At 65.1% G+C, this 17872-nt stretch carries 15 protein-coding genes; 11 read left to right on the forward strand and 4 right to left on the reverse strand.

Features of this window, described 5'->3' with window-relative positions; all coding sequences use genetic code 11:
* Window positions 1-266 precede the first annotated feature (266 nt).
* From Q4S41_RS19915 to Q4S41_RS19930, 4 genes are all read left to right on the forward strand, one after another.
* The gene (locus tag Q4S41_RS19915) at window positions 267-1652 is read left to right on the forward strand and encodes an MATE family efflux transporter (RefSeq protein ID WP_305032888.1); all 1386 of its coding nucleotides are present in this window, start codon (window positions 267-269) and stop codon (window positions 1650-1652) included.
* 464 nt (window positions 1653-2116) lie between these two features.
* Window positions 2117-6043, forward strand: a complete 3927-nt coding sequence (locus tag Q4S41_RS19920; RefSeq protein WP_305032889.1) for a PAS domain-containing protein — start codon at window positions 2117-2119, stop codon at window positions 6041-6043.
* A gap of 173 nt (window positions 6044-6216) precedes the next feature.
* Window positions 6217-6771: a DUF922 domain-containing protein gene (locus Q4S41_RS19925; protein WP_305032890.1), complete on the forward strand. Its 555-nt coding sequence runs from the start codon at window positions 6217-6219 to the stop codon at window positions 6769-6771.
* 154 nt (window positions 6772-6925) lie between these two features.
* Window positions 6926-7279 (forward strand): tRNA-binding protein, encoded by a 354-nt coding sequence (locus tag Q4S41_RS19930; protein WP_305032891.1) that lies wholly within the window; start codon window positions 6926-6928, stop codon window positions 7277-7279.
* Here Q4S41_RS19930 and Q4S41_RS19935 read toward each other — a convergent pair.
* Window positions 7272-7718, reverse strand: coding sequence for a DUF4296 domain-containing protein (locus tag Q4S41_RS19935; protein WP_305032892.1), 447 nt, complete (start codon window positions 7716-7718; stop codon window positions 7272-7274). The genes Q4S41_RS19930 and Q4S41_RS19935 overlap by 8 nt on opposite strands.
* A gap of 142 nt (window positions 7719-7860) precedes the next feature.
* On the opposite strand from Q4S41_RS19935, the gene Q4S41_RS19940 reads away from it, so the two are divergent.
* From Q4S41_RS19940 to Q4S41_RS19960, 5 genes are all read left to right on the forward strand, one after another.
* Window positions 7861-8763: a DUF58 domain-containing protein gene (locus Q4S41_RS19940; RefSeq protein WP_305032893.1), complete on the forward strand. Its 903-nt coding sequence runs from the start codon at window positions 7861-7863 to the stop codon at window positions 8761-8763.
* Window positions 8764-8908: 145 nt separating this feature from the next.
* Window positions 8909-9784 (forward strand): hypothetical protein, encoded by an 876-nt coding sequence (locus tag Q4S41_RS19945; protein WP_305032894.1) that lies wholly within the window; start codon window positions 8909-8911, stop codon window positions 9782-9784.
* A 79-nt stretch (window positions 9785-9863) separates the two neighbouring features.
* The gene (locus Q4S41_RS19950; protein ID WP_305032895.1) at window positions 9864-10886 is read left to right on the forward strand and encodes a VWA domain-containing protein; all 1023 of its coding nucleotides are present in this window, start codon (window positions 9864-9866) and stop codon (window positions 10884-10886) included.
* Between the two features lie 120 nt (window positions 10887-11006).
* Entirely contained in the window at window positions 11007-12167 is a 1161-nt protein-coding gene (locus tag Q4S41_RS19955) for a hypothetical protein (protein WP_305032896.1), read from the forward strand.
* A 92-nt stretch (window positions 12168-12259) separates the two neighbouring features.
* On the forward strand, window positions 12260-12928 hold the full coding sequence (locus Q4S41_RS19960; RefSeq protein WP_305032897.1) for a YggS family pyridoxal phosphate-dependent enzyme: 669 nt from the start codon (window positions 12260-12262) through the stop codon (window positions 12926-12928).
* Between the two features lie 66 nt (window positions 12929-12994).
* Here the strand turns inward: Q4S41_RS19960 and Q4S41_RS19965 are convergent, their stop codons facing one another.
* The 3 genes from Q4S41_RS19965 to Q4S41_RS19975 form a co-directional block, all read right to left on the reverse strand.
* Window positions 12995-13507, reverse strand: coding sequence for a hypothetical protein (locus tag Q4S41_RS19965; RefSeq protein WP_305032898.1), 513 nt, complete (start codon window positions 13505-13507; stop codon window positions 12995-12997).
* A complete protein-coding gene (locus tag Q4S41_RS19970; RefSeq protein WP_305032899.1) occupies window positions 13507-14646 on the reverse strand; it encodes a DUF4221 family protein in 1140 nt (379 codons plus the stop codon). Before Q4S41_RS19970 ends, Q4S41_RS19965 begins: the two co-directional genes overlap by 1 nt.
* Before the next feature lie 107 nt (window positions 14647-14753).
* The gene (locus tag Q4S41_RS19975) at window positions 14754-15167 is read right to left on the reverse strand and encodes a hypothetical protein (protein ID WP_305032900.1); all 414 of its coding nucleotides are present in this window, start codon (window positions 15165-15167) and stop codon (window positions 14754-14756) included.
* A 308-nt stretch (window positions 15168-15475) separates the two neighbouring features.
* Here Q4S41_RS19975 and Q4S41_RS19980 point away from each other — a divergent pair, with 308 nt between their 5' ends.
* Window positions 15476-16639, forward strand: a complete 1164-nt coding sequence (locus Q4S41_RS19980) for a hypothetical protein (protein WP_305032901.1) — start codon at window positions 15476-15478, stop codon at window positions 16637-16639.
* 172 nt (window positions 16640-16811) lie between these two features.
* The gene (locus tag Q4S41_RS19985) at window positions 16812-17783 is read left to right on the forward strand and encodes an alpha/beta hydrolase (protein ID WP_305032902.1); all 972 of its coding nucleotides are present in this window, start codon (window positions 16812-16814) and stop codon (window positions 17781-17783) included.
* The last annotated feature ends 89 nt before the right edge of the window (window positions 17784-17872 follow it).

Here is a 17872-nt window from a genome sequence, read left to right on the forward strand (position 1 = left end):
CTGGCCTGAATTTGTCTGTCATCCTGAGCGCAGCGAAGGACTTTCCCAAGGCAGAATAAACCGTTTCGGGCTGGTAAGGTCCTTCGCTGCGCTCAGGATGACAGACAAACCACCTGCAACCGGTGCGAAACCGGTTCCGGGTGGTCCTGCACCACCCGGGACCGGTTCCGCACCACTCACGACCGGTCTGCAACCACTTGGCACCGGCTCCGCACCACTCGGAACCGGTGCGGAACCACCGGCCGTACCTTTGCGGGGTGATTTTTATGGGAAAGACGTTAGAAAATATCCGCCCGCATGTGCGGCCTACGCTGCTGCTGGCCTACCCGGTAGTGCTGTCGCAGCTGGGGCACATTTCGGTCAGCTTTGTTGATTCGGTGCTGGTGGGGCGCACGGGCACGGTGCCGCTGGCGGCCGTGAGCCTGGGCGTGAGCAGCACCACGGTGCTGATGATACTGGGCATCGGGCTGAGCATGGGCAGCGTGCCGCTGGTGGCCGCCGCCCACGGCCGGCGCGATATGACCGACCTGGGCCGCCTGCTGGCCTCGTCGGTGTGGCTGTGCGCGCTGGCCGGGCTGGTGCTGGTGGGGGTGGGGCAGCTGTTGCCGTTTCTGATGCACTTCCTGGGCCAGCCGCCCGAGGTGGTGGCAATGGCCGCGCCCTGGGTGCGGGTCATCAGCTGGTCATTGCTACCACTGATGGTGTTTCAGGGCTTCCGCGAGTTTGCCGAAGGGCTGGGGCTCACGCGCCAGGCCATGTGGCTGTCGGTGGGGGCCAACGTGGTGAACGCCGCCCTGTGCTACGCCCTCGTGTTCGGGCACTGGGGCGCCCCGCGCATGGGCCTGATGGGCTCGGCCTGGGCCACGCTCGTTGCGCGCATCCTCATGGCGGGGCTTATGGGCGGCTACGTGCTGCTGGCCCCGCGCCTGCACGCCTACCGCGCCGCCGTGGGGCGCTGGCTGCCCGATGCGGCCACCCTGCGCCGCCTCCTAGCTTTGGGCGCCCCCATCGGCGTGCAAATGGCTTTCGAGGTAGGCGCGTTTGCCGCCTCTGCCATCATGATTGGCTGGCTGGGGGCCACCACGCTGGCCGCGCACCAGGTGGCCATCAACCTGGCTTCTTTCACCTACATGGCGGCCAGCGGCATTGCGGCGGCGGCCACCATTCGGGTGGGCAATCTGTTCGGCAGCGGCCACCTGGTCGAGGCGCGGCAGGCGGGCTTTGCGGCCTACGGGCTGGGGTTTGCGTTTATGGGGACTATGGGCCTGCTGTTTGTGGTCACGCGGCACGCAGCGCCGCTGCTCTACAGCCACGACCCCGCCGTGGTGGCGCAGGCGGCCACGCTGCTGCTCATCGCGGCTCTGTTTCAGGTGTCCGATGGCTTGCAGGTGGTGGGGCTGGGCGCCCTGCGCGGGCTGGAGGACGTGAAAGTGCCCTCGGTGGTGGCGCTGCTGGCCTACTGGGTGGTGGCCCTGCCGCTGGGCTACCTGCTGGGGTTCCGGCTGCATCTGGGCGCGCCCGGCGTCTGGGTTGGGTTGCTTGCGGGCCTAAGCATTGTGGCGGTGGTGCTGCTGCTGCGCTTCCGGCGCGAAACCATGGCAGGGGCGTCGGTGCCGCCCGTGCCGGTAGCTGAGGTGGAGCGGGCCCGCTGAAAAGCTGGGCGCCCTCGGTTGCAGCTGCCTGAGACTGTAGCGCCGACGCGGGGAAGAAAAGCGAAACTTCGCCTCCCATCGTTGAACGACTTGCCCGGCACAGCCGCAGCCGCGCCGAACCGCGCCGGAAAACGCCAACAGGTGCTGCTCCTTTTTCAGCCAACTTCCGCTGCCGGCCCCGCCCCGCTGGAAAACGCCGCCTGCCTGGCTCAAAGGCTATTCCGGCAGGACGCAGCGGTGTCGGGCTAACCGGGTAGAAAAGGGGGCAGAATTGTGTGGAGCACAGCCATCGAGTTCTGCTTTGGCCGAATCCGAGGCGCTCGTTCGGATAGTGTCTTAGCACACAGAATGAGATAGATGCATTACGGTTCGGCTAATTGGCGCGGCCGTTGGCGGGCGACAAAAAAACCGCGTAGACATGGTTTATCCGGGCTATTTTTGTCAGATATACCCACTTCCCCCACATGAAAGCCTCCCCGCCCGCGCCGCCCGACCCATCCCGGCCAGGGGCTTTCCTCGCCCCTGAGAACTTCTTCGATGCGTTGCCCTGGGGCGTGCTGGTGCTGGATGAGGAGCACATCATCCGGCAGGCCAATCCGGTAATGGGCCGCTGGTGCGGGGTTCCGGTCGGGGAATTGCTGGACCAGCCCCTGGCCGAAGCCCGCCTGCCGCCGGCCCTGCGCGCGGCCCTGCTGCCGCTGCCAGAACCGGGGGCTGCGGCGCCCCGCGAAGTGTTTTTGCCCGGCCCGCCGCTGTGGCTGGCCTTTGCAGCCACCCGGCAGCCCGGCGGCTGGGTGCTTCACGGGCACGACATCACCGCCCAGAAGCAGGGCGAGGCCGCGTTGCACGCCGCCGAGCAGCAGCAGGCTTACTTTCGACGGCTCCGCGACGCGCTGCGCCCCTTGCAGGACCCGGCCGAAATTCAGGCCACGGCCGCCCGCCTGCTGGGCCAGCAGCTGGCCGTGGACCGGGCCTACTACGTGGAAGTCGACGCCGCCGCCCGGGAGTTTGTGGTGGCCCGCGACTGGCACCGCCCCGGCGCCCCGAGCCACGCCGGCCGCTACCCGCTGGCAGGCTGGCACATGCCCTGGCTTCTGAATGGCCAGACCTGGGTGGCCCACGACGTAGACACCGACCCCAACCTGCCCGACGAGCAGCGCGCCGACTACCGCGCCCGCGACATCCGGGCCGCCCTGGTAGTGCCCTTCGTGAGGCACGGGCAGCTGGTGGCCACGCTGGTGGCCAACCAAAACGCACCCCGCGCCTGGACGCCGCACGAAGTAGCCCTGGTGGAAGCCACCGCTGAGCGCACCTGGGCCGCCGTGCTGCCCGCCCGGGCCGAAGCCGCCCTGCAGGAAGCCCACGGCCGGCTGGTGGAAGTGCTGGAAAGTACCCACGACGCCTTTTACTCCCTCGATGCCAATTTCTGCTTCACCTATGTGAACCAGCGGGCGGCCCAGCTGTGGGGCCGGGCGGCGGGCACCTTCATCGGCCACAACTGCTGGCAGGAATTTCCCCAAACGGTGAACAGCGACACGACCCGCCGCTACCATGAAGTGCTGGAATCGGGCCAGCCGGCGCACTTCGAAACCATCTCGCCGATTCTGGGCGTCTGGATTGAGGTCAGCATCTACCCCAGCTCGGGCGGCGGCCTGGCGGTGTTTTTCCGCGACATTGCCGGGCGTAAGCGTGCCGAGGAGCGGCAGGCCTACCTGCTGCAGCTCAGCGACGCGCTGCGCCCGCTGCAGGACCCGGCCGAAATTCAGGTGGCGGCGGTGCGGGTGCTGGGCGAGCATTTCGGGGCCGACCGCGTGCAATATTGGGAAGCCGAGGCCGACGGCGAGCATTTTGGGGCGTTGGGCGGCTACGCCAGGGACGGTGCCCCGGGCCCCGGCCGCGTGCGTCTCGACGACTTTGGCCCCTACCTGCGGGCGGCCAGCGCGGCGGCGCACGAGGCCGCCGGTGCCCGCAGCTACCTCGCCATCCCGCTGGTGAAGGAGGGAAAGCGGGTGGCCACCCTGGGCGTGTACCGCAACCGGGCGCACCACTGGACGGCCCAAGAAATGGCCCTGGCCGAAGAAACCGCCGAGCGCACCTGGGCCGCCGTGGCCCGCGGCCGGGCCGAAGAAGCCCGCCACCAAAGCGAGCAGCGCCTGCGGGCCGTGATGGAAAACCTGCCGGGCGCGGCCGTTTTCATTGTGGGGCCCAGCCTGCGCTACCAGCTGGCCGAAGGCGAAGCCCTGCGGCAAGCCGGCTATGCACCGGCCGATTTTGTGGGCCGCTCGGTGCAGGAGCGGTGCCCGCCCGAGTTCTGGCCCGACTACCAGCAGCACTACCAGCAGGCCCTGGCCGGCCGGCCCTTCGAGCACGAGCACCAGCTGGGCGGCCGCACGTTTGCCACGCGGGGTAGGCCGCTGTACGACGCCGCGGGCGTCGTGATGGGCGTGCTGGCCGTGAGCTACGACATCACGGCCCGCAAGCAGGCCGAAGAAGCCCTGCGCCTGAGCGAGCAGCGGCTGTCGCTGGCCCTGCAGGCGGGCCGCATGGGCAGCTTCGAGTGGACGTCGGACGGCCACCGCGTCAGCCTCTCGGCCATGTCGGCCGAAGTGCTGGGCCTGATGCCCGGCACCACCATTGCCACCAGCGACGAAGGTGCCGCCCTGCTGGTGCACCCCGACGACCGCGCCCGCCACCGGGCCATTTTCGACGAAGCGGCCCGCACGGGCCAGGACTTCCACAGCATTTTCCGCATTGTGCGCCCCCGCGATGGCGAGGTGCGCTGGATTGAGGAGCGCGGGCAAGGTACCCACGACCCCGCCACAGGCGGCGTGCGCCTGCGGGGCGTGCACTGGGACGTGACCGAAACCATGCTGGCCCAGGCGCGCTTGGCCGGGTTCAACGCCCTGCTGGAGCGGCGCGTGGCCCGCCGCACCCGCGACCTGCAAGCCAGCCGCGACCTGCTGCAGTCGATGTTCGATACCAACCTGATTGCCATGTCGGTGCAAGAGGCCGTGCGCGACGAAAACGGGGCCATCCGGGATTTCCGGTTGCGGCTGGTGAGCCGGGAGCTGGCCCGCGAAACCGGCCGCCCCGACCTCGTCGGCAAGTTTTACGCCGAGGAATTCCCGGGCGTTCGCGAAGCGGGCATCTTCGATTTGGCCGTGAAAGCCGTGGAAACCGGCCAGCCCCAGGGCATGGAGTACTTCTACCAGCACAAAGGCTTCGACAAGTGGTTTGCCTGCCAGTTTGTGAAGCTCGGCGACGGCGTTGTGGCCACCAACCTCGACATCACCGAGCGCAAAACCGCCGAGCAGGAACGCATGAAAAACCTGCGCCTGCTGGAGCAGGCCGAAGCCGTGGCCGGCCTGGGCAGCTGGGACTACGAGCTGGCCACCAGCACCCTGCGCTGGTCCGATGGCATGTACCAGCTCTACCGCCTGCCGCCGGGCAGCGCCGTGGCCCCGGCCGACTACCTGCGCATGGTGCTGCCCGACGACCAGCCCGTGGCCGCGCGGCTGGTGCAACGCCTGAGCACCGGCACCGGCGACTTCGAAAAAACCCTGCGCCTGCGCGTGGACGGCCGGGTGAAAACCGTGCGCATGAAGGCCGTGGTGGCTCGCAACGCCCAGGGCCAGGCCGTGCGTGTGCTGGGCGTAGACCTGGACATCAGCGAATTGCAGCGCCTGGAATACGACAACCTGCGCCTGCGCCTGCGCCAGCAGCGGGTGTTGTTCGAGGCCGTGCAGGCGGCCCAGGAGGCCGAGCGCAAGCGCATGGCCGAGAGCCTGCACAACGGCATCGGCCAGATTCTGTACGCCACCAAGCTGCACCTCGACCGCCTCCACGCCCCGCTGCTGGGCACCGATGACACCCTGGTGGCCGCCCGCCGCGAGGCCGACCACCTCCTGGGCGAAGCCATTCGCCAGACCCGCGCCCTCTCGCACGAGCTGGTGCCGCTGGTGCTCACCGAGTTTGGCCTGCCGACGGCCCTGCAGGACATTTGCCGCACCATGAGCAGCCCACCGCTGCGTTTCCGCTGCCTGCTTCAGCTCGACGACCGCGCCGCCCCGTTGGGGCCGGCCCTGCAAATGGCCCTCTACCGCATCGCCCAGGAGCTCGCCCAGAACATTGTCCGGCACGCGCGCGGCGCCACCCAGGCCAGCCTGGAGCTCGAAACCATGCCCGGCTGGGCGCTGTTGCGCGCCGAAGACAACGGCGCGGGCTTTGCCGCCCCGGCGGCCGAGGCGCCCGGCCTGGGCCTGCGCAGCATCCGCGACCGGGTGGCCCTGCTCGGGGGGCAGCTCGAAATAGGCACGGCCTCCGCCGGCGGGGCCTACGTCCGCATCCGTATTCCCTCGCCGGTAGCTGCCCCGATTACCGGAAAGCTCTAAGCCGGCCCCTGCTACGCCAAAGTTGGCTGCTCCGGCCTCTGGTCCCGGCGTTGCCGGTGGCCCCAACCGGCAGCCAATCAATGATTCAGGTGGCAAGTCGCTGCCAACGCAATTTTTGTGATTCCGGTCGTGTTTAGCTTGCCTGATAAGTAAAACTTCTGACTTTTTTGCGCATGCTTTCTTTTTTGAATTCGCTGCTGTTTTTCGCCGGTATGCTGCCGGGGCCGGGCGCCCGGCCCGCGCCGGCCGTGCCCATTGCGTGGTCGGCCACGCGGCCCCTCACGGTGGCCGACTTCCTGGGCCGGCCCGGGCCTTCCGACCAGCTGGCCGCCCTCACCACCTCCGACCTCAAGGCCGATGCCGCCTGCCGGGACTTCGTGTTTACGGGCACGGTGCGCGCCACCTTCAACCCCAATACTTCCTGGATTCGAAATCCGGCCACCGTTTCGGCCGCGCTGCTGCGCCACGAGCAGATTCACTTCGACATCACCGAAGTATACGCCCGCCTCATGCGCCAGAAGCTGCTGGTGTTCCAGGCCCGGGCCGATTGCAACAAGCTCCAGCCGGCCTTCAACAACCTCACCAAGGGCGTGTACGACCAGTGGGACCGGGAGCAAAACCGCTACGATGCCGAAACCAACCACGGCCTGAACGCCGCCAAGCAAGCCTATTGGGACAAGCAAACCCAGGTAAAGCTGGAGCAGCTCAAGGCGTTTGCCGTGCAGTAGGGACGGGCAATTAATCTGTAGAACGTCATGCTGAGCGCAGCCGATGCATCTCGCGGGCAATAGTTAAATAATTGCGTTGCGCGGGAGAGATGCTTCGGCTGCGCTCAGCATGACGTTCTGATGTTGAACGCGACTTATTTCAAAGCTCCAACTCATGAATCCTCCCTCCCCCGCTCCGCTCACCTGGGCCGAATTTGAGCGCGTCGATTTGCGCGTAGGCACCGTTCTGGAAGCGCGGCCTTTTCCGGAAGCACGCCGCCCGGCGTTCCAGCTGCTGATTGATTTCGGCCCCGAAATCGGCCTGAAAAAATCGAGCGCTCAAATCACGCACCACTACACGCCCGAAACGCTGGTGGGCCGGCAGGTGCAGGCCGTGGTGAACTTCCCGCCCAAGCAAATCGGGAAGTTTCGCTCCGAGGTGCTGGTCACCGGCTTTGCCGATGCCGACGGGCACATTGTGCTGGCCGCCGTGGCCGGGCCGGTGCCCAACGGCAGCCGGCTTATTTAGCCAGCGCGGCGGCGTTGGCGGGCGGTGGGGGCGTGGCCGGGGCGGGCGTGGCCACGGGGGCCGGAGGTGCGGGGAGCGGGGCCAGCCGGCCCTGGCGCATGGTCAGGGTGTCGACCACGGCGTTGTAGATTTCGCTCAAATCCTTGCCGTGAATGCCGTAGTAGCGGTAGCTGCGCTGAAACGTGGAGTCCGAAACGTCGCGGTTCCAGAGCAGGGCTTTTTTCTGGGCCACGAAGAGGGCCCGGGCCGAATCGGGGTTCAGGCGGCTGCTTTCCACCCGGGCTTCGAGCACGTGCAGGTCGGCCAGCAGGCGAATCATCTTTTCGCGCGGCATCAGGTCGGCGGGCGGGGGCGCGTCCTCGGGGCGGTCGCAGGCGGGCAGGGCCAGCAGGAGAGGGGCCAGCACCAGGCCCAGGCAGCAACGACGGAAGGTTTTCACGCCGGCAAAGTTACGCCCGCGCCGTAGCTTCGCCTTCGGCAGCGGTTTGGGTGAGGACAGACACGGCACGCGAGCTGTCTCGGCTACGCTCAATATGACGCTTCAACCGGTTTATGACCATCCAAACCACTAGCCTTTACGCATGAACCCGTCCGTGCCTTCGGCCCTCACCGACCTGGTGCGCCGCCTGCGCCACCTCGAAATCCGCATCCGCAAGGCGGTGGAGGCCCAGCTGCAGGGCGATTTCCACTCCGTGTTCAAAGGCACGGGGCTAGAGTTCGACGACGTGCGCCTCTACCAGTACGGCGACGAGGTGCGCGCCATCGACTGGGCCGTATCGAGCAAGGGCCACGGCACCTTCGTGAAAACCTACAAGGAGGAAAAGGAGCAGCAGGTGCTGGTGCTGCTCGACGTGAGCGCCTCCCTCGACGTGGGCGACGGCCAGCGCCGCAAGCTCGACGTGGCCCGCGACATTGCGGGGCTGCTGGCGCTCTCGGCCGCCCGGCAGGGCTCGGGGCTGGGGTTGTTCGCGTTCAGCGACCAGAAGGAGCTGTATTTGCCGCCGGCCAAAGGCTCGCGGGCGGCGTATGCGCTCATCAATCGGCTGTTTTCGTTGGAGCCGGTTTCGCGGGGCACGGGCGTGGGCGCGGGCATCCGGCAGGCGTTGGGCCTGCTCAAGCGCCGCACGCTGGTGGTGCTGATTTCGGATTTCATCGACGGCCATTACGAGCGCGAGCTCACTATGCTGGCCCAGCGCCACGACCTGATAGTGGTGCAGCTGCGCGCCCCGCGCGAGCGGCAGTTTCCGGCCCTGGGCATCGTCCCGTTGCGCGACGCCGAAACCGGCCAGGTGCGCTGGGTCAATACTTCGTCGGCCGATTTTCGGGCGCGCATCGAGTCCGGCGCCGACCGCCAGGAGGCCGAGCTGGTGAACCTGTGCCGTCGCACCCGCACCGGTTTCCTGACGCTGAGCACGGAGGGCGATTTCGTGCCGCAGCTCGTGAATTTGTTTCGTCACCGCCAACAGTCTGGCCGCCGTGGGTAAGAGGAATAAACTTTTGCGCTTGAAAAAGAACGTCAGGCAGAGCGCCGCGCAGCAACTCGCAGGCAGCGGCAATTCCAACATTGATAAAGTTTTGTTTTTCCGAGCAAGATGTTGCGCAGCGCTCTGCCTGACAATCGGTTGGCTGTTGCTGCCCCAATTTTCGCAACCTGCCGCTGCCCAGCCGGCCCCGCTGCCCGTGCCGCAGGGCCACTTCCTGAAGCAAACCGTCCTTGTGGGCGAGCCGCTTGACTACGAGCTGCGCTACGAACACGCGCCCGAGCTGGAGGTAGTATTTCCGGATTCGCTGGCCCGGTTTGCGCCGTTTGAGTACGCGGGCAAAACATATTACCCCACCCGCACCCGCCAAGGCCGCAGCCTCGACCGCACCATCTACCACCTGCGCACCTTCCGGCTCGACTCGGTGCAAACCCTGTCCCTGCCCGTGGCCGTGTTGCAGGGCCAGGACACGCTGAGCGTGCTGCCGCCGGCCAGCCGCGTGCGCCTGCGCCGCACCGCCGCGCCGCTGGTGGGAGAGGGGCTGCCCGCCCTGCGCCAAAACCTGGCCCTGGTGCCCATCGAGCCCGTTTTTAATTACCCTTACTGGATTGCGGGCGCGCTGGCCGTGCTGCTCCTGCTGGCGGGCAGCGCGGCCCTGTTTCGGCGGCCGCTCACGCGGCGCTACCAGGCCTACAAGCTGCGCAAAAACCACGGCTACTTTCTGGCCCAGTTTGCGCGCCACGTCGAGCGGTTCGATTTGTCGCGCTCGGCTACCAACGTGGAGCGCGCCGTGGTGCTTTGGAAAAACTACCTCGCCGGCCTCGAAAACAGCGGCCTGAATTCCTTCACCACGCGCGAAATCGTGGCGTATTTCGAAAACGACACCGACGTGCGCAAAGCCCTCACCGCCACCGACAAGGTGATTTACGGCAACCTGCAATCGGAAGACGCCAAGGAAGTAGACCGGGCCTTCCAGCGTCTGCGCGGCTTTGCCGAGCGCCGGTATGCATCGGTAACGGAGTAGCGCGGACTTTTAGTCCGCGAGTCCAACCAGCCGCCATTCCTGGACGCGGACTAAAAGTCCGCGCTACTTTCGCCCTCGCGTGAACGACCTTTTCAACCTTCTGCGCTACGCCACGCTGGCCAGCTACCAGTGGCAGCACCCCCGGCTGCTGCTGCTGCTGGCGGCGGTGCCGCTGCTGTTTCTGCTGCGGCGGCTGCTGGCCCGGCGGCGGCCCCGGGTGGGCGTGGCCTTCGCGCCGGGCGAAGGCGGGCGCGACTGGACGGCCGCGCTGCGCTTCGTGCCCGATGTGCTGCTGGGCTTCGCGCTGGCGTTTGGCGTGGTGGCGGTGGCCCGCCCCCAGCGCACCGACGAGCGGGTGGAACAGTCGGGCCGCGGCATCGACATCGTGCTGGCCCTCGACGTGTCGGGCTCGATGGCCATCCAGGACCTGCGCCCCAGCCGCCTCGAAGCCGCCAAGCGCCTGGCCACCGACTTCCTCAAAAGCCGCGTGGGCGACCGTCTGGCCCTGATAGCCTTCGCCGGCGATGCCTACTCGCTGGCCCCCCTGACTACCGATTACGACCTGTTGCGCGAAGACTTGGCCAGCCTGCGCCTGGGCCTGATTGAAAACGACGGCACGGCCATCGGCACGGCCCTGGGCGTGGCCACCAACCGCCTGCGCGAGTCCACGGCGCGCTCGCGGGTGGTCATCCTGCTCTCCGACGGCGAAAGCAACGCCGGCAGCCTCGACCCGCTGCTGGCCGCGCAGCTGGCGCACGCCTTCGGCATTCGCATCTACACCATCGGGCTGGGCAAAGACGGCTTCGTGCCCTACGGCCAGGACGAAAACGGCAAGCCCCGCTACGTGCAAACCCGCCTCGACGAAACCACCATGCGCGAGCTGGCCGCGGCGGCCGACGGCCAGTTTTTCCGGGCCACCGACAACGGCGCCCTGCGCGAGGTTTTTAACCAAATCAACCGCCTCGAAAAGTCCGAAATCAAGCAGCTGCGCTTCCGCAACACCAAGGATTTTTACCGCCCGTATCTGTGGATGGCTATTGCGTTGTGGCTGGCCTGGCTGGCGCTGAAAAGCACGTTTCTGAGCAACCCATTGGAAGATTAAGTTGAGAAAGAAAAACGTCATGCCGAGTTTGCCAAGACATGACGTTCAGCAGTAACCGCCCTACTTTTGCTTAAACAGCCCGACGCTATTCATTTTCATCCCTCCGGCTGCCTTGCTCCCATGAACAAAAGCTTGTTGGCCCTCGGCGTAGTGTTGCTGCTGACACTGGGCCGCCTGCCCGTAGTTGCCCAGGGCCACATCATGCGGGTGCGCCTCACCGACGGCGCGGCCACCCTCAACGCCAACCTGCCCCGCGACTACACCGACCGCACCTTCATCAAGGGCCTGGCCATGTACCGCAACAAGATTGAGGACCTCACCGGCTGCCTCATCCTGCTCGAAGACCGCGACAAGGCCAGCATCATCGGCCAGTACATCAAGCCCGGCGAGCCGCCCCTGCGCAACCAGACGCTGGCCGACGTGCTCTACAGCTCCAAAATCAGCACCGCCTTCAAGATGAACGGCAGCTACATGGTGGCCTCGGTAGCGGCCAACCACGCCTCCATCGTGGAACTCATCATCACCGACGTCGGCGGGGTGCTGGTGCCCGAAACCGCCGTGCCCTACCTCGACATCTGCAAGGCCGCCAAAAACGTGGCCCCGGAGCTCAAAAAGCGCATCTACTACATCCGCTCGGCCAAGCTTTCCAGCGTGCACAGCCGCGTGTACCAGGAAGTGGGGGCCGAGTCCGGCGTGTCGGGCACGGTGTTCAGCGCCGGTGGCAAGGTGTACAGCAGCTCCGACCAGTTCAAAACCGACTACGTGGTGAGCGTGGACCTGGTGAGCCTCAACAACCTGCTGCTCACCAAAAACTGCGACAACCTCATCAGCAGCAACGAGCTGGCCGGCCGCCTGCAGTCGGACCGCGCCCGCCAGGACGCCGACCGCGCCGAACAGGAGCGCCGCCAGAAAGAAAGCGAGCTGAAAACCGCCAAAGCCGAAGCCGACGACCTCAAGCGCAAGGTGGCCGAAATCCAGGAAAACCTGAAGAAGCAGTCGATGACCACCGACGAATACCGCCACCAGGTCGAGGGTCTGCGCCGCGACCTCCTCGTGGCCCAGCAGCGCGTCAATCAGGTCAACATCGAGTTCAAGCAGGCCGAAACCAACACCAAAGTGGTGCAGGCCACCTCCGAGCAGCAACAGCAGCAGCAAACCCGCACCACCGCCGCCACGGCTGCCCCGTTGGTGCAAAAATCCGACGTAAACGTGATTTCGGAGGTGAAAAATTTGTCGGAGGAGGAGGTGAAGAAAATGGGTTTCAAGGAAGTGAAGCAGTGAGGCCGTTTGGACCGTACAGGAACTATCACTGGATGTCATGCTTCGGCTGCGCTCAGCATGACCGTTTCATTACTTCATTCAAATCCTAATCCATGTCCATCGCCGATAACATCCACCGCATTAACGCCGAGCTGGCTGGCACGGCCGCCCGGCTGTGCGTGGTCACGAAAACCCATCCCGTCGAGAAGCTTCAGGAGGCCTACGACGCGGGTGCCCGCTGCTTCGGCGAGAATCGGCCCCAGGAAATGGCCGCCAAGCAGCCCCAGCTGCCTGCTGATGTAGAATGGCACCTCATCGGCCAGCTCCAGACCAACAAGGTGAAGCTGCTGGCGCCCTTCGTGCACACCATCCAAAGCGTGGACAGCCTGAAACTGCTGCGCGAAATCAACAAGCACGCCGCCGCCCACGGCCGCGTCATCAACGGCCTGCTGCAGTTCCACATCGCCCGGGAAGAAACCAAGTCCGGCCTCACGCTGGCCGAAGCCGAGGAAATCCTCACCGCCGATGAATACCGCCAGCTCCAAAACGTGCGCCTGACCGGCGTGATGGGCGTGGCTACCTTTACCGACGACGAAGCCCAGCTGCGACACGAGTTTCGGCAGCTGCGCGGCTACTTCGAGCACCTCAAAGCCACCTATTTTGCGGCTGATGAGGCCTTTCGGGATATTTCGATGGGCATGAGCGGCGACTACCGGCTGGCCGTGGCCGAGGGCAGCACACTGGTGCGCGTGGGCAGCGCCATTTTCGGCAGCCGGGGGTAGAGGCCGTATGCGCCTTGCCGCCGACACGTTAACCGCACCCATAACATTGGGCCGGGCGCGGCGGGGCTAACGCGGGCTTCGGGGAAGTTTTTCAAACACAGTCTGGTAGGAATTCTTATCAAATGGGATGAATTCTACCACCCGTCCATTTTGCGTACGCACTACGCCCGTAAGCGAAGCAAAAGGCAGGTTCAACCGGTCCAGCGTGTTGTCGGCGCGCCGGCTGGTGTCGGCCAGTAAATGGGCCCGCTGCCGCAGCTGAGCGCGCTCGGCCGCGGTCAGGTCGCGCAACAGGCCGGAGGATACCAGCGTCACATTCGCTGCCCATGGCGTGGTGGCCAGTTGGTGCAGCTCGGCATGGGCGCAGCCCTGGCAGCCCGCCGCCGGAATGACGACGTACCAATGCTCGCCCTTTGCGGAGAGCGACTGGCGGAAGGTGGTGCGCAAATAATCGGAAAACAACTGCGCCGAATTGGGCGCCTGGCCGGTGGCGGGCGCCGCCGCCGCCGGGGGCGTGGTTGGCGCGGGCGAATTGCACCCGGCCACCAGCAGGCAGGCAATGAGCGAAAGGAAACGCATTAGGAAGAAGGGCCTTGCGCGGCGCGGTAGGTGAAAAGCTGAAAACTGAGGTAGTGCGGGTCGTAGCTGGGGTTTTCGGGCCGCTGGTTGCCGATGAGCACCCCGCGCTGGGTGGGCAGCACGAGGCGCGGGTCGAAAATAGGGGCCATGTCGATTTCGCCCACCACCCGCAGCTTTTCGTCAAGAATCATCAGGCTCCACGGCATGTCGGCATAAGACGGGCGCACGGCTTGATTCGCGGCCGTGGGCATGCCGTGGCGGTACACGCGCAGGTAGCGGTGGCGGTAGGGGTCATGGATGATGGGGCCGTATTCGGGCTCGCTCAGGCGGTATTGGAGGAGCGGCTGGTATTCCTTCCACAGGGCAAACGGCAGTTCCCGTGCCGGCCGGTGGTGGCGGCTGGGCGCGTCGACGACCTGCCGCTCGCCAGCCAGCGAGCAGCGGTAGATTTCGCTAAAAGGCCCATAGGTGAACAGGTAGTCGCCGTTGGGGGCCACGCAGCTTTGCGGGGCCATGACGCCGAAATTGTGCTTTGCGCTCAGAAAAGCGGGGAATTGCCCGGTGTTGTTGTTGGCCCGGTTGGTATCGCGCACGTTCACCACAAAGCCGGTTTTGTAGCGCAAAAACCGGTGAAAAGTGGCGGTGTCGGCCGTAATCATGCCCAGGTCGTCGGGGCCGCAGTGCAGATAAGCTAGGCTGCCGTGGGTGTAGATGGGTTGGAGCGCCGTGTCAATGAAATATTCTTCGCGCCCGTAGATGGGGGAGCGAGGCTGCCATTGCTGTCGAATGACGCCGCGGGCGTTGGTGAGGCACAGGTTGTGCGCGTCGCCGGCCACGAAGATGAGCGAATCCGGGGAAAAAACGCCCATGGCCTCGATGGGCGCCGGGCTCTGGTTGAACAAGTGCTGCAGGTTGATGCGCTGCAGCTCAAGCGGTGCGGGGTGGGGTTTGCCGGCCGGCCGTTGGGTGTGCAGCAGGGTGTTGGTGGTGCGGTCCAGGAAATAAAAATGCTCCTGGCCCCGCAGGCTGTCGTGGCTGTAGCCCACGGCACAGCTGTTTTTGGGATATAAATCCGTGGGTTTACGAATGCGCAGCGTGTCGGTGGCCACCAGCGTAACGGTTTGGGGCTGGCACGCCATGAGCAAGAGGGCCAGCCCCAAACCACTGCCGACCGCCTTCAGCCGGGGTAAAGGAAAAAAGACCCCGCGCTTACGCAGGGTCTTTTTGGGTTGAAGGAAAAAGCGAATCACTCGGGGGCGTACGTTAGTTGCAAGACCATTTCATTCGACGAAGGCGTTAGCTCGCCCGCGCCCGCGTAGTAAAACGATTGCGTTTCGTAGTCCAAGCGCTTGATGTCACACTCGCCGGAGCGCAAGCGCGCCAGGAAAGGGGCGGCTTCCTCGTCGGCCAGAATGGGGAAATACAGCGGCCAATCAGTCCCGTTGAAAAACTCTCTTACCGCATCCGGATTGCCGGTCATGTTGGCGTAATGGTCATTCAACTGTGCCCGTAGCGCACTGCCGTGGATGATGATTTCGGGCAGGCAGTTCCCTTGCCAGTTGTAGCACCAATCCACGTTGTTGAAGAACCGCAGACGCTGCCACCGGTAGAAGTCGACGTTGGCAATGCGGTTCAGCGGCTTCGGGTCTTGCTTTTCCATTCTGCTTTATCGCAGCCGGTGAGTGGCGCTGCCATGCAGGCAATGAGAGCACCAAAAAGGGTAAATTTCTCGCTTTCATGAAATGTTAAAGATGAAAAACTTTTTAATGCTTACTGCTTAGGTTCTCACAGGGTTTAAGAAGTTGCCGAAAAGTTCCCGGATTTAAAAAAAAAAGTTTGTTGATTATTGCAAATAATTGCGTTGTAGCTACAAAAAATAATTAAACTAGCGTTTGGGGGTGGCAAGCCGAACAATTATCTCGGGGTAAGCTACCTTGCCTGTTCCGTCTGCTGCTGCACCGCCCACCCATGCCCGCCACCACCGCGTCTTCGCCTCCGCCGCCGGCCATCCAGGCCAACCAGCACATCTACGACGACTATTTCGAGGAGGAATTCACCCGCACGGTGGACGAAAACATCCTGCAGCTGCTCGACCGCGTGTGGTTTCGGTCGGAGCTGGTTGGTTTCGAGGACTTCCCGCAGCGCAACAACCCCGACCGGCCCCTGATTTTCGCCTCCAACCACTCGGGCATGGCCTTTCCCTGGGACGCCATCGTGGCCTTGTCGCACCTGTTTCGCTACCTGCCCAAGCACGAGCGTATGAGCGACCTGCCACGCCCGCTCTCGGCCCCGCTGCTCTCCCAAACGGCCCTCATGAACCCGTATCTGGTGCGGGACTTCTGGAAAAAATGCGGCTGCGTGGATGCCACGACGCTGAATTTCGAAACCATGATGTACTACCAGGACCACAACCTGATGCTCTACCCCGAGGGGGTGCCCGGCATCGGCAAGGGGTTCAACCGCAAGTACGAGCTGCAGCGCCTGGCCACCAGCATGGTGCGCCTGGGCCTGCAGCACGGCACCGACATCGTGCCCTTCTACACCATCAACGCCGAATACCTCAATCCCTACGCCTACAGCGTGGATTGGATAAACCGCCTCACCAAGAAAATCGGCATCCCCTTCCTGCCGCTCACGGTGCTGCTGCTGCTGGTGCTGGTGCAGCCCTGGGCCTTCTACCTGGCCCTGCCTGCCAAGCTCACCTTCGTGATGGGCACCCGCATCCGCCCCTCCGACCTCACGGATAAGTCTGTCGATGAGCTCACCCGCGAAGAATACCTGGCCTTGAGCGAGCAAATCCGCCAGCAAATGCAGACGGAGATGGACGCCGCCGTGGAAACCTACGGCCAGAGACCCTACCGCTGGGGCGAGCTATGGCAGCGCATGAAGGAAAACCGCCGCTTCTTCCCGTTCTTCCTGCCCTTCGCCTGGCCGGCCGTCTTCACCGAGTTCGAGCGCCTCTACGTAAAGGAAGGCCGCCGCAACTTTCGCATGCAACTCGACCGGCCCGGCGCCTGGCTGCGCATGCTCTGGCGCAACCCCATAACCCTGGCCTATTTCATCCCGTTGTTAGGCTGGATTCCGCTGGCAATCAAAGGCTACAAAGGCAATAAGCTGGGGCAGAAGCCGTAGTTAATAGTCGTTGGAACGGTTGGTAAAGCACGTCATGCAGAGCGCAGCATCTTGCCCGCCACCACTAAACCAGCTGATTAAATGACTTGCTGCGGGCAAGATGCTTCGCTGCGCCCTGCATGACGTTTCTTTTGCCTGGAAACCCACACACCCTCCCCCAAATCCCACCCGAATGCCCTCCTTTCAGCACCTGCTGCTCAAGCAGCTCCTCACGGCAGCGGCCGCGCCGCTGGCGCGCCGCAAGCCCAGCGTGGGCGCCATGCGCCTGGCCATGGAGGCCGGCTCCCTCTTCAACTTCATGCCCTGGAAGGTGAATCTGGAAAGCCTGAAGCTGGATAACCGCCTCGAAGCTGAGTGGCTGCGGCCCCGCGCCGCCCACCCCACGCGAGTGATGCTCTACCTGCACGGCGGCGGCTACGTGCTGGGCTCACTCAATACTCACCGCAGCCTGGTGGGCAGCCTGGCCCAGCGCTGCGGCCTCAACGTGCTCACCATCAACTACCGCAAAGCGCCCGACCACCCGTTCCCCGCTGCGCTCGACGATGCCCAGCTCGCCTACCGCTGGCTGCTGCGCCACGGCCACCAGCCGCACGACATCGTAGTGGCCGGCGACTCGGCCGGGGGCGGGCTGGCCTTGGCCCTGCTGCTGGCCCTGCGCGACGCGGGCGAACCCCTGCCCGCCGCCGGCATTGGCCTCTCGCCCTGGACCGACCTCAACCTGCCCATCACCGCCCTGCGCCGCGTGGCCCGCGAAGAAGGTTTCCTGCTCGAAGCCCTGCAGATGCGCACCTGGGGGCCCCTCTACGCCCACAAAACGGCCCTTTCGCACCCGTTGCTCTCGCCCCTGCAGGCCGATTTGCACGGTCTGCCGCCGCTGCTCATCCAGGTTTCCTCGGCCGAAGTGCTTTACGACGACGCCCTGCGCTTTGTCGACAAAGCCCGCGCCGCCGGCGTCACCGTCACGCTGCAATCCTTTGAGGGGTTGGTGCATTGGTGGCACCTGTTCTGGCGCATCGTGCCCGAGGCCCGTCAGGCGCTCGACCAAGTAGCTGCGTTTCTGGAAAAGCGCTGGCCCCAGGCGGAAGCCGAACAGCGTCGTAGGGCCGCTGCGAATCGTCAGTCTAGTGGAAGGCTGGCGGCTTAGAACGCTGTAGCGCCGCGGGGCCTCGCGGCCCCGGGGGTGGGCGCGCCGGGGGGGGAGGTGTGGGGTCAGAGGGGGGGGGGCGGGGCGGG

Origin of the sequence: Hymenobacter convexus (genome assembly GCF_030580955.1) — a bacterium.
In the GTDB taxonomy this organism is placed as follows: Bacteria; Bacteroidota; Bacteroidia; order Cytophagales; family Hymenobacteraceae; genus Hymenobacter.